Below are 12613 nucleotides of genomic sequence, written 5' to 3'. Positions count from 1 at the left end.
TGGGGCGGCATTACACAGCGAGCCCGATTCAACCCCAGTGCTCGGCCTGGTAGCTCACCATGTCGTCTCCGTGAAGCTGCTTGGTCGCGTTGCCTATGCGAACCCAGAAGTCGGTAGCGCCGGAGCCTCCCTCGAGCGGCTTCGCGAACACGGGCTTTCCGGAGGCGGCCACGGAAACGATGCAGACGTCAGCGTCACTTGCTTGCTCGAACCGGATTCGAACGACACCGGCGGTCTGAATCGAGAGGCTGTTGTCGAGTTGTTGTCGGAGGAAGAGCTCGTATCCATCTCTGTTTGCCTTGCTGCCAAGAGTCTGCAGGTCTGCGCTTAGGCCGAGGACGTTCGCATCGTCGTCGACGCCGATTAGAAGCGATCCACCCTCTGCGTTGAGAAATCCGCAGACGGTCTTGGTAATCACGTGTTCCATCTTCTTGTCGGCCGCGCCAGTGTGAAGATTCACCCGGGCCGTCGACTTGTACTCCACCGTCTGTGACTCCCCGACAGCGATGAGATCGGCAAGCGCAGCTGACGTGTCATGCGGAGTGCCCTTTTCTTCGAGTCGAGCGAAGCCATCTCTCACTACTTTCGCAATAAGCTCGCGGCGTCGTTCAAGGAAGGTTGGGTAATCCAGTTGTTCCCACCCGATGGGGAGGGCGTGCCAAAGAGCCTGCCGCTTCAGCCGGTCCGGGTCAGTTGTCGCAGTCATCTCGCGCCAGTAGTCCCGTGGATCGTCAGCGCTGATCGCGGCATTCTCGGGCCAGTCGAGGAACGCCATGTTCCCGATGGCGTTCACCTGACGCGAGTTTGTGACGCCGATAGAGGTGAGGAAGGCCTTGGGGAAGAGGTGGTGACGCTCGATCGAACGTGGCGCCGTGACTGTTGGATCGAGCAGCTCCCGTATCCGCAGATCGCTGAACAACAACTCAGCATCCAGCAAATTCAGCGCCGCCCAGTATGCAAAGAGGACGGGGGACCGCGCAGACGAAGTGTCGAGGCGGTTTGGCAGCGAGATCTCCCAGTAGTCGCCCGTGAAGTTCGAGCGCACGATCCGGTCTAGCTCGTCGCAGAAGGAATCGCCATCACCCGGTTCCAAGTCGGCGATGCGACCAAGATCAGCCTCGATGGCGCTCTCCGGAGAGGACGTGTAGCGGCCAGTCGTGTGGGCCATGAAGAACCAGCGGGCGATCACTGATCGGAGAGTCTTCAGGTCCAGCCCGAAATCGCGCTTGCCGATGAGCCACAGGACGTAGGTGTAGATGACAGCATTCTCGGATGTCAGCATGCGGCGGCTCCGGAATCCCGCGTGCGTCAGACACTTTAGAAATTCATGCCAGTTAGTTAGGTCAATCACCTCGTCCTGCGCGCGCCGTAGCGTCTCGAACTGGGCAGTTCTGCGCTCTGGTGAGACGTCTCCAGTCTCTAGATCCTTCCCGCGAAGAATGTTGTACACGTGCTGCAGTCGTCCACGCCGGAACGCCAACCCCACGCTCGCTCGCAGAAGTTGGTCGGGACTTGGCTCGATGAAGGCATTCTTGGGCGAAGCGCCGCTCACCTTCGGGTCAACGACATCACGACAGAACCGTTCGAGCTCTCGCCGCCCTGCCTCCCAGTGCACTGACATCAGCGTCAGGATGAAGTCAGCCTGCTTGAGCTGCACGCCTTCCGAGTTGATACGGACGAAGATGTCGGCAACCTGTTCCTCGTCGGCACCGGAGTTCAGTTCGACGACCTGGAAGCGGAAGTTTTGCAAGTCGTAAACTCGGTCGATCCTGTCCTCGAGGAGGTCCTCCTCTTCTTGTGTCAGCTCAATGCGACGGCTCTCTGCCAGGCGTGCGAGGAAGCTGCGAACCGTCGGCCGGTAGCCGCCGCGCCAGAGCGCCGTGATGTCGGGCAGGAACTCCGGGTCTTTCTCGATCGCTGCGTCGGTCACTTCGAACGTCTCGTCGGCGGGACGGAATGCAACGCGGATTCGCTTGTCTTCAAAGGACTTTGTCAGGACGGGCCTGCCGGTGAGGACTGCATACAGCGACGTCAAACGTTGTTGGCCATCGACGATGAGAAGCTTGGCGACCTTTGCGTTGTCACCGCCGCCCACCTGACGGGTCCCGACCTCGGCGCCGGTCTCCCAGAACATCAGTGTTCCCACAGGGTACCCACGGTAAAGCGAGTCGAACAGATCGCGCGTTTTCGCGGACGACCATACGAACGGTCGCTGGATGTCGGGCAGCGCGATGTTGCCGTGCTTGATGTCCTCGACCAAGTGGGTGAGCGAGTAACCGGTGTCTCGATACAGAGTAGGAGTCACAACCGTGTGCCTTTCAGTAGTCATTCCAGGCCGCAATGCCGGGGTGGGTACGTCGCGGTCGTTGACCTGCAAGCGCACGCGTCGATCGTCGCTACTCTACGGCGGTCGAGCGGGCCTCAGAATGTTAACCGTGGACCGGGATTGAGGGCTTCCTCGCGTGATCTGCGCGGCTCCGAGTCGTACTCTTCAACTGAGCAAGACACCTGCTAGGCGCTCAACACTGAAGACTCGTCGGGCCATGGAATCGGCGTCAAATCGATTCTGCCGTCACGGATCCACCCCAGTAGGCGTTCGCGTACTGCTGCCTCAATGGACAGATAAGCAAGCATCGGTCCGGTGGTCGGCCCGCCCGCTCGCTTCGCCGCCTGGGCGTTTTGATACGCAGCGCGCTGAGCCTCCGCGCCTTGCACCACCCAGAGGACGAGCTCATCGAGGGGGAGACGCGAGGCAGCGACTGTCTGCGTCATCGCTCGGTATGAGGGTCGGTCGCTCTTGGCGGTCATTGTGGTTGCCGCGTAATCCAACATCGCCTGACCGATCATCGAGCGCTGTTCGTCGAATCGACGGGCAGCCTCGGTGGCGCGATCGCCTGCTCTCACACGCTCATTCCTATCGCGCTCCCGTCGCCGTTCGAATTGTTCGCGAATCCCCATCACGACCGTGACGCCGATTGCTACCAGTGCGACCAGCACAGACGACGCGGCACTGAGGAGGGGTATCAGTACTTCGGTGAGCACATCCCAAGGTGTCATTGTCTGGGCCTGGCTAACGGAATTCATCACGTTGCAAGTCTGTCGACCCCCGAACGCTTCTTAGCCCAGCGCCGCGCAGCGACTCTCGCTCGCGAGGCCGATATCGCGCGGGTTGTCGCCGGCCAAGGTTCCGAGCACTCGTCACGGACGACACCGCGGCAACCAGAACTGCGTCGGCACACCAGCGATGCTCTGCAAGGTACGGGCCGACCATCGAGCGGTAGTGATGCGATGCACGCAGGCACCCACGGTGGACGACGCCCTTTGAAGCCGCTTTGCTGCAGTTACCTGCAACGCAGAAAAATCCCTGGGTAACCGGGAAAACCTAGCCTACTGTGGCGCCATGCGCGGAGGTCTGGAGCGGTGGAAGAGGGGCGTCGAATCCCGAGGTGTTCGGCACGCGATCTCGTACGCTCTCGAGGGCATGTGCGACGCCCACATGTCATACCCGACGGGCGCCGAAGCGCTCGAGGCGTATGGCGCAGCGTCCGATTCCACCGTTTCCAGGTTCACCGTCGACAACGGCGTCATCACCTCCGACGAACTCACAGCCGGCGGACTTCGTGTCTGGCTCACCGGGCACGACCCAGTCATGGGGGAGGAGCGCGGCCACCAGCGGCTGAGTCCCGACGCCGACCTGCTGCTCGACGGGACGCTCAACCACCCGAAGTCGTACAGCGTCGCCGCGCTGCTGCATACCGAGCTCGCGGGCGAGTTCGAGGCACTCCAAGACCGGCTGCGTGAGCGCATCCTGCTCACGTGGCAGATCGAGCTAAACGCGCGGCGCGGGCATGGTGGGCTCATTCGCGAGGAGATCACGCGCATCGAGGTCGTCGAGCTGCAGCACCGCCGATCCAGAGCGCTCGACCCGCACATCCACCGTCACCTGTGGCTGAACATCAAAGTGCTTGGCGCGGATGGCAAGTGGTCCAACCTCGACTCGCGTGTCGCGATGAAGCTGCACACCGTCGTCAACGCCGAGGGGGAGCTCGCCGCCCGCACAGATCCCGGGTGGATCGCCGCGCTTGCACGCCACGGGTACAGACTCGACGATTCGGGCGAGATCGCCGAACTCGCCGGCGCCGTGCGTCCGCTCTCGCGCAGGTCGGGCCAGATCGAGCGGAACCGAACGCGCCTGATCGCGGAGTGGTCGGCGGCGCGCGGGGGCTCGGCGCCGAGTGCACAGGTGCTGCATCAGATCGACCGGCGTGCGTGGGCGGTAGCGCGACCGAACAAGCCGGCACACCTGGAGGAGATGTCGTGGGAGTCGCGCGTCCGCGACGAGATCACGGCGATCGATCCGAGCCTGATCGCCGCGCGTGCACCGATTGCGGTCGCTGCGACAGACCTGTACGCCCTCGATCTGGATCTGCTCGCCGCTGCGGCGATCGTCGATGCGGACGAACGGTCCACATCGTGTGGCGGACGGTTCAGTACCTTCGACATCCGCGCCGGCGCAACGCGCGCACTGTCGCGGACGGGCATCGTTGCGGAGCGCAACCAGCTCGACGACGTGATCGTCGAGATTACAACGCGCGCCGCGAAGGCCGTCTATCGGCTTGTTGCGGAGGCTCCGCCGGCGCACGTGAAGGCCTTCATGGCCACCGAGACAGTGCGCGCGAAGGTGCGCGTTGCCGGACGCCTCGACGTGCTTGCCCGGCCGGGGCGCTCACGCCTGCCGAATGAGCTGCATCGGTTCGCGCCCAACGAAGACCTCTCGACACTGGATGCATCGCAAGTCGTTGCCGCGTGCGCAATCGCCGGGACCGACGGGCTCGTCACGGTCACCGGCCCCGCCGGCACAGGCAAGACCACGATGCTGCGTGTTGCGTTCGCAGCGCTTAGAGCGCAACGGCGGCGGATGCTCGTCGTCGCTCCTACCCGGAAAGCGGCGACCGTGGCGTCTCGCGAGGTCGGGGCAGCGGCATCCAGTATTCATGCACTGCTCGCAGACCACGGCTACCGGTGGGGTGCCGATCAGGCCGGTGCGAAGGTGCGGACACGACTGCGCGTGGGGGAGATCGACCCCACCACGGGTGTCGCGTATGGCGGGCCCGCGCATTACGTGTTGCGATCTCGCGATCGGATCGTGGTCGATGAAGCGGGCATGGTCGATCTGCAGACGGCGAACGTTCTCATCGACCTCGCGATCGAGCAAGGGGTCGGGCTCGCGTTCGTAGGTGACCCGCACCAGGCGCTGCCGGTCGGGCATGCGGGCGCGATGGGTTCGGCGATTCGGCACGCGAATGCAGCGGTTGAGCTCGATACGGTGCACCGGTTCCGCGATCCCGAGTACGCGGCGCTCACGCTGCGGCTCCGCGACGCGAGTGATCGCGAGCACGCGCTGGCGGTCGCGAGCGAGCTGGCGGAACGCGGGCATGTCGTGCGGGTTGATCATCATGATGCAGCCCGTGAGCGGATGATCGACGCCTACTTCGAGTGGCACGCGCGTGGCAAGCGGGTGACTTTGGTTTCCGGTACCAACGCTGAAGCTGATGCGATCAACGATGCGGTCCAGCAGCGGCGAGTCGAACACGGTGAGCTGGATCCCGGCGTAGTCACGTGGGGGATGGGGAAGCAGCGCATCCTCGTCGGCGATACGGTCCAGACTCGCCGCAACGACCGGCTCACAGGCGTCGAGAATCGTAGGCAGTGGGTCGTACGCGGCATCCGCGAGGAGTTCGTCGATCTTGTGTCGGTTGGCGACAGCGGCGAGTTACGGCGAGTGTCTGCCGAGTATGCGCGGGAGCACCTGCAGCTCGCCTATGCGTCGACGGTGCATGGTGTGCAGGGCGACACCGCCGATGCGTCCGTGGTCGGGCCGGATGTGGACGCGGCGGGACTATACGTCGGCCTCACTCGCGGGCGGGTGCACAACATCGCGATCGTGGTGGCGCGGACGGATGCCGCCGCCCGGGAGTGTCTCGCCCAATCGATGCAGCGCGGCACACCGGAGCTGACTATGCAGGATGCCGTGCGCGCGGCTCAGGCGGAGATACGGCGCGCGGCGCGAGCGCGGGACTTGGCGGCGATGGCGGCCGGGCCGATGGTCGGGTCGGAAGTGTCGGCCGCTGCGAGGCGTGGGATGGGGATACGAGGCGATCGATTGGCGGTGCCCTCAGCAGGCCACTGACAGCTTGCGGGCCGGCGAACGCGGGGAATGTCGACGAGATCATCGTCGACATTCCGCGAGCACTGCCGCAGAAGTGCGGGCTTACGGGCCGGCAGGACTACTCGACTTGAGAGGCGTGGACCCGCCGGAGGGCAAACTCACCACGCGAGCGGAGCGCCCTAAGTGACGTCAACCCGTGCGCAAGCTATCGTGCGGACGCGTCGTCACCATACGATCTACTAGCGATCCCTCCCCCTGCAGATCGAGGGGCACTGGTCGCTCGATGGACGGGGATCCGATTGGGAATCAGCGTTGTTGACAGGAAGCTCCTATGGGGACGAGCAGCCAATAGATGCGCATGGCCCTCTTGCGATCAACGGCTGGTGCTGGATCTACAGAACCCGGAGTCGGACTTGCTCCGCAACCACGGAGCTGTGATCGGTGAGGAAGCGCACATTCGGTCCGCACGCGACACGGGTCCGCGCTACGACGCCCAGTACCCGCGAGAAAAGCTGGACACCTATGGCAACCTCGTGTTGCTTTGCCCAACTCATCACTCGATTGTCGACAAAGACGGAGGCGCGGCGTGGCCAACTGAAGCCGTCGAAAAGTTCAAGTCAACGCACGAACAAGCCGTAGACGCAGCCACAAGCGCTGCCGACCTCACGGCACGCGACCTTCAAGAGTTGCTGGCCGCGCAGATTGCAATATGGGAAACCAAGGCGCAGCTTGCGACCTGGCGCGTAGCGACCAGTCACTTAAACAATGTGTACCCACAACTGCGGCAGGATGAGGCTGACGGTCTTTTCGAGCTCGGCGCATGGCTGCTGGAACGCCGGTGGCCGGATGGATACCCCCGGATTGTCTACGCCTTCGAACATTTCCGACACGTCCTGACATGCTTACTTGAACTCATCGGACGCAGCTTCGAGGCAAAGGGAGAGATCCTCGAACTTCCTCGCGAATACAAGCGCATCGGGTGGGACGCCACCCTATACAACGAGTTGATCTCCGAATTCAACGTGAAGGCAAACGTCACTTGGCTACTGACGATGGAATTAACCCGCGCAGCGAACTTGATCATCTCGGCAGTGGCGGCGGAGCTTGATCCGCTCTATCGCCTCACGGAGGGGTACGTCCTCATGCAAGATGGTGATGCCTTTTGGGGGATCGAGCTTTCGCGCCTCCAGCACGACTCGCCGAGTTCAGGCTCGCTCCCGCAGGCGTACTCATTGCAGGCTTTGATCGACCGAACTGCTTTGGAACTCGGTGGGGGCGACCCCCGACGCGAGCGCGACATCGACCTATATGCTGTTGATGTTTCCGAGTGGGCGCGCCCAGTAACTGGTAACGGGCCCGACCATCCAGCCGGTTAGGTAGAAGCCGGCAGAAGAGGCGTCAGGCCGTGGGTGCCCCTGTGCGTTCCGAGCGCGCGGCGGGCTGTCGCGTTGACGCTGCAGCCTGTGTCGGCGTCCTGGTCTAGGGAGGTTCCCGCGAATGACCTATTGTGAGGGCGTGGTCATCGTCGCGGTGGCAACCCGTTCGCGTGACGTATCAGGTACGAAATCGACTCGATCTGGTTTCGCAATCCCTCCGGCCACATCTCCCAGGCAAGATTCTGGTCCAGGACATATCTCGCCACCGACATCTTGCTCGGCCTCGTCTTCTTGCCGCGGAATTTCGAGCCCAGAGGTGATTTGTAGTCGCCTGTTGGCATGGCGTAGATATGGTTGGGATAGAGGTGAAGTATCGCGTCCTTTAAGGTTGCTCGGGGCACATAGTTCTCAATCGTGTAGCCCTCCGTTACGAGCGCGGGTGCGTCGATGGCTTGCAGTTCCGAGATCACGCGCGTTTTTGTCGCGTTCAATCCCTCCGAAGCCGACGACTTATCCGAGTCAATCACCACCGCGAGGTTTCGGTTTATTCGTAGTAGCTGGATGAAGTCGCCCACCTCCTCGTCCTCCGCAGTCAGGTGACTCAAGAGTGCGCCACCATAAAACATGATCGAGAAGTGGGCTCCCTCAATCAGCTCCGGATCGCAGCCTTCCAGCCAGTGCCCGACATAGAGGCGATCCGAAGGCCCCTCGACCCAAATCACGAAGTTGGACTGCACTAAGTCAGAGGCGCGATTGCCCAGATCAGAGGCGACTCGCGCAAGATCCGCGGGATTTATCACGGGCTGTGCTATCGACCAGCTTTCAGGCATCTCAACGTGGGTGATTGTGGAGATCTCGGCATTAAGTAGCTGCGCGGAGTGCGTCGACATCAGGTAATGGTTGTCAGTGTGTTCGTAAAGATATTTGATGAGCTTCTTCTGCAGCGTCGGGTGCAGATGGACTTCAGGTTCCTCGACACATATCAGCTTCTGATTCGACGTCGTAGCGACAGTCGCGAGAAAGATCACCTCACCAATACCGGTGCCGACCTTGTCGAGTTCCATGACGCCGCGGCTAGTCCGCACGAGCACCGTGTCTTTTGTGTCTGGGATTTGTATACCGGCACGTGGATCCTCTAAAACGTCGCGAACAAACGACTGCAGTGCCTCAAAGCGCGCGGTATCTTGAGCGTGAGTTGCAAACCCAGGTCTCTCAATCCGCGCTAACTGAGCAACCAAGCCCGCGCCATTCCGGAAGTAGCTATCGCCGTCGCCGGCAGTGATCTCCCGGATCGCGTCCACCCAGCCCACGTCAGGAATCCACTGCCACGGCCGGAAGGCGCGCACAATCGCGTCCAAATTGTGGCTGGGATCTCCTGACGCGGTCGACTTTAGATTGAGAGCTATCTGGTGTAGGTGACCCGTCACGAAGGGAGACTGTTCCCTGCCAGCGGCCTCAGCCTGGTCCCGGCTGAGCGTGAGAGCCAGCCCGCCCCCCGGCCCCTCGGGACGTATCTCGATGTCGAGCCAAACTGTGTCGGCGTACCCTCGGGTATACGCCTCCGTCTGCAACCAGTTGCGAACGATCTCATCATCAAACCTGAGACTGCTGCGTACCGAGTCAGTCAGGTGCAGCCCGATCGAAATCAACCGAGCTCGGTCCGTCTCCCAGCCGGTCGGAAGATCGAGCCCGCCGGGATACAGAGACGCGAGAGCGACGTTCCCATCGCTTGCTCTCAGGGCCGTCAGGACGTCTGCCAAGAAATGGAGCGCGTTGGACTTGCCCGCATTATTTTGGCCGACAACCAGATGGATCTTTCCCATCGGGCCGAACACCGCGACGTCGTCGTCCGCTCCAAACGAGCGGTAGCCGCTAACACCAAACCCAGCGAAGTCCGAAAGTGCCATGCGGAAGATTCTGGCAGGGTCGAGCACGCCAGTACCTGCGACACCGCACACCGCGTCAAGTGCGATCGGCACGGTCGACAGCCATCCGCGACCCGATACCAGTTCGGATCGACAATGGAGTAACCGTAAGTGCCCGGTTCACTGACGCCCGTGCGAGTTAGCTCACCAGTGCGGCAGCTGATCGCGAGACATTTCGAGCGATCGATGTCTTGGCGCTTTTGCTTTGCACTGCCCGGGCGGTCACAAAGTTGCTCACACGACTGGGTGAGGCGGCTCACTACAGTTGCTAGTGGCGGTTCCGTTCGCTCCAGAATCTCGGATGGCCTCAAGAAGGATTCGTGTGAAAAGGCTGCTGCTCTCGCTCGGCGTCGCAACTTTGGGCGCCACTGTCGGCCTGATGCTTGTCTGGGGGATCGGCCTGCTCGACTGGGCGATGCTCATGCCTCTTATCGCGGCTTTCGTCTCAAGCCAATGGACGGTAGCCGCTGTCTGCGGGGCCCTAATCGGGCTGTTGGCGTTGCAGCTTGCCTTGCCCACACCGCGTCGAAGGCGGAACGGTCGACGTAGAAGGACACGATGGGTCGTGACCAGCTTGGTCGTTGTCGTTCTGGTCCTCATTCTCGCCATCTGGTTTATCCCACCGTTGCTTGCGGATTGGGACGCCGGGAACACCCGTCCAGATGCCGCCGAACGTTTGAGTGCTGTGACGGCGTCGCGACAGGCTCTGCTGCTAGCAGCAGGTGGCCTGCTGGCCATAGTGACCTTGACATTCACTTGGCGCCGCGACGTGATTGCTCGTGAAGGGGCAGACCTCGACCGCGACGCAAACTTCACGGAGCGGTACACGGAGGCGATCAAGCAACTCGGGGACGGTGCCAGCGCGATACGTCTAGGTGGGGTCTACGCGCTGGAGCGCATCGCGAAAGACTCGGTGCGCGATCGTCAGACAATCCTTGACGTCCTTGAGGCCTTCATACGGGAGCAGTCGCCTTCCACCAGACCGGGCGGCGATCTGCCCACAGAACTCCAAGCGGCGATTGTCGTCTTGGGTCGAATCACCCGGCTAAGCCCACCTGAACACCCCCTCTATCTCGGCTTCAGTAGCTTGTACGCAGGGGACCTGCGCAGGGCCGATTTTCGAGATGCGACCCTCCACCAATCGGTACTCATCGGAGCACAGCTTCAAGGGATCGATCTGCGCAAAGCCAAATTGCATGGTGCCAAAATGCAGGGCGCGTACCTCGGCGACGCGAATCTTGAGGGCGCAAGCTTCTATCGTGCAGTTTTGTCTTCCGCGGACCTTCGCGGGTCGAATTTGCGCTCTGCCCGACTTGAAGAAGCTGACCTTCGCGCGGCCCAACTTGATGGTGCAGATCTGACCGACGCGGACATGACGGGCGCGCTCGTGACCGTCGACAGTTTGGTTGGCGTGACTGTTTCCCCTGGTACGAAGAATCCAACGGACGCGCACTCTGGCGGGGTAATCGACATGCAATCTCTGCCATGAGCCCAGGAGCTGAAGCGTCTCGATGCTTCCGCCCGCGAATTCTCGTGCTCCCTCTAGCAGAGTCGAAGTGATTTGCTCGCGGACTACTGTGGGCGCGGGCTAGTTACTACCAATCACGCCTAAACCCCGCTCATTTGCCGACCGCACCGACAGTGCTGTCGTCGCAGACGATTACCCAGGCGCCGCTACAGAACGGCGCCACTTGACAGAACAAACTACATATCGGCTGGCCTCACGATCAGTGCCTCTGTTCGCGCGTCGCTCGCCGAGAGCTATCGACTTGCGAGTCACGTCCTGCCCGCCCATTCGCCGAACTTCGGCATCGACGCGCCCGCTCGCCACCTGAATGTCTGCAAAGCCGTTCTTGGCGAGCGCGGCGCGCGCTCGGTACCGCCACATGTGAGGGGATGTCGGCCCGCTACTTCGGCGCGGGACTCTCGTGCTGCTTCAGCCGTTGATCCCGAACACGCGCAGTAATGGGACGCGGGGGATCATGCGGCGCGGCCCGAGCTGGACCGTGGGGATGGTCCCGTTTTCGATGCCGAGCTTGATGGTGCGGTAGTCGACGCCGACGAGTTTTGCGGCGTCCTTCATGGTCAGTGCGAGTGAGGTGGACGACGTGCTCATGACAATCTCCCTCGGTGGGCAACTAATGACATCACTTGCTCACGCACTGTACACCGATGAATGCTTGATGTCATCGCTTGCTCAGAGTGGGGCGAACTGGCACACTCGCAGCATGCCTGAACTCGTCATCGAACAGGTCGACGCGGAGGTCGTCGATGCGGGGGACGGCGTTCACATTCCGCGCACGTGGGGCGCGATGGTGACGGGCCTTCCTGACGTTTCGGGCGCAGTCCATGCGCTCATCGTGTACGACCCCGTCTTGCGGCGCGCGGTGGCTGCGTCGGTTCGAGTCGACCGCGACGGGCTGGGGGATGAAGTGACCACGACACTGCTGCGCGATATCCGTGTGCAGGCGATCGTGCAATGGGCGGCTGCTCGCGTCGTTCGCGTCGACCGTGACGGCGGCGACCCCGAGTCGTACGGCGAGTACATCACCCGCCTGCGTACGGAGGAAGGGCGCTCTGAGGAGCAGAACCTGCGTGAGGCGGTCAGGCTGTACCGCCTCGGGTCGGTGATCAACGACGGCCCGCTCAAACTCGTCTCGGAGGAGCTCGGTGTCAGTATCAGCACAGCGACGCGGATGATGAATCGCGCCCGCGTCGCCGGTCTCGTCGATGAGGCGACCGGACGCGAAGTCTACGTTCAGGCTCGCGAACAGCAGCTTCGTGAGCAGGCCACGGGACCTGTCGTTGGCCCGGGGTCATCAGGTCCGTCGATCGGGCGCTGATCACCCAGACTCGAAAGTCCGTCCACACCTTGCTGGCATCGGAGCTGCCTCACCGCTTCTTCAGGCATTTGTGCACTTCTGACGGCATCAGCATCCAGTGTTGATCAATGTGCTGAGATTTCGCGGCGTCACGGATGCGGCAAAAACGAGTCTCGAGGATGCCCGATCCAGCCCCGGAAACACGCGGAATTTTTGCCCGCAATTTGCGGTCAAGTCCCGTGGTGTGGTGTTATTCCGTTGCATCCTGATGGTGGGTGATGGTCAGGCGGTGAGGTAGAGCTCGGGGCGTGCGGGCTCGGC

Annotated in this window: 8 protein-coding genes; 4 read left to right on the top strand and 4 right to left on the bottom strand. The window is 62.2% G+C overall.

Annotated features, from left to right (window positions below; all coding sequences use genetic code 11):
- Positions 1-28: 28 nt before the first annotated feature.
- On the bottom strand, positions 29-2383 hold the full coding sequence (locus AB0P18_RS11940) for a DUF262 domain-containing protein (RefSeq protein WP_363360206.1): 2355 nt from the start codon (positions 2381-2383) through the stop codon (positions 29-31).
- 128 nt (positions 2384-2511) lie between these two features.
- Complete coding sequence (locus AB0P18_RS11935; RefSeq protein ID WP_363360205.1) at positions 2512-3087, bottom strand: hypothetical protein; 576 nt, start codon at positions 3085-3087, stop codon at positions 2512-2514.
- Between the two features lie 409 nt (positions 3088-3496).
- On the opposite strand from AB0P18_RS11935, the gene AB0P18_RS11930 reads away from it, so the two are divergent.
- Complete coding sequence (locus AB0P18_RS11930; RefSeq protein WP_363360204.1) at positions 3497-6190, top strand: AAA family ATPase; 2694 nt, start codon at positions 3497-3499, stop codon at positions 6188-6190.
- A 362-nt stretch (positions 6191-6552) separates the two neighbouring features.
- Entirely contained in the window at positions 6553-7545 is a 993-nt protein-coding gene (locus tag AB0P18_RS11925; RefSeq protein ID WP_363360203.1) for a hypothetical protein, read from the top strand.
- 143 nt (positions 7546-7688) lie between these two features.
- Here the strand turns inward: AB0P18_RS11925 and AB0P18_RS11920 are convergent, their stop codons facing one another.
- Positions 7689-9524, bottom strand: coding sequence for an AAA family ATPase (locus AB0P18_RS11920; RefSeq protein WP_363360202.1), 1836 nt, complete (start codon positions 9522-9524; stop codon positions 7689-7691).
- 268 nt (positions 9525-9792) lie between these two features.
- Between AB0P18_RS11920 and AB0P18_RS11915 the strand changes: the two genes are divergently transcribed.
- On the top strand, positions 9793-10959 hold the full coding sequence (locus tag AB0P18_RS11915) for a pentapeptide repeat-containing protein (protein ID WP_363360200.1): 1167 nt from the start codon (positions 9793-9795) through the stop codon (positions 10957-10959).
- Between the two features lie 447 nt (positions 10960-11406).
- On the opposite strand, the gene AB0P18_RS11910 is transcribed toward AB0P18_RS11915, so the two are convergent.
- On the bottom strand, positions 11407-11586 hold the full coding sequence (locus AB0P18_RS11910) for a DNA-binding protein (RefSeq protein ID WP_363360198.1): 180 nt from the start codon (positions 11584-11586) through the stop codon (positions 11407-11409).
- On the opposite strand from AB0P18_RS11910, the gene AB0P18_RS11905 reads away from it, so the two are divergent.
- Positions 11585-12313 carry a hypothetical protein gene (locus tag AB0P18_RS11905; RefSeq protein ID WP_363360197.1) on the top strand — a complete coding sequence of 243 codons (729 nt, stop codon included), beginning with the start codon at positions 11585-11587 and terminating at the stop codon, positions 12311-12313. The two genes, AB0P18_RS11910 and AB0P18_RS11905, sit on opposite strands and share 2 nt — an antisense overlap.
- The last annotated feature ends 300 nt before the right edge of the window (positions 12314-12613 follow it).

Source organism: Microbacterium sp. NPDC064584 (assembly GCF_040687315.1).
Lineage (GTDB): Bacteria > Actinomycetota > Actinomycetes > Actinomycetales > Microbacteriaceae > Microbacterium > Microbacterium lacus.
This window is presented reverse-complemented; position numbering and strand designations above follow the sequence as displayed.

Excerpts from the sequence above, each read along its gene's own strand:
- AB0P18_RS11905 (WP_363360197.1), top strand. The coding sequence starts at position 11,585 with ATGACAATCTCCCTCGGTGGGCAACTAATGACATCACTTGCTCACGCA.
- AB0P18_RS11930 (WP_363360204.1), top strand. The coding sequence starts at position 3,497 with ATGTCATACCCGACGGGCGCCGAAGCGCTCGAGGCGTATGGCGCAGCG.
- AB0P18_RS11910 (WP_363360198.1), bottom strand. The coding sequence starts at position 11,586 with ATGAGCACGTCGTCCACCTCACTCGCACTGACCATGAAGGACGCCGCA.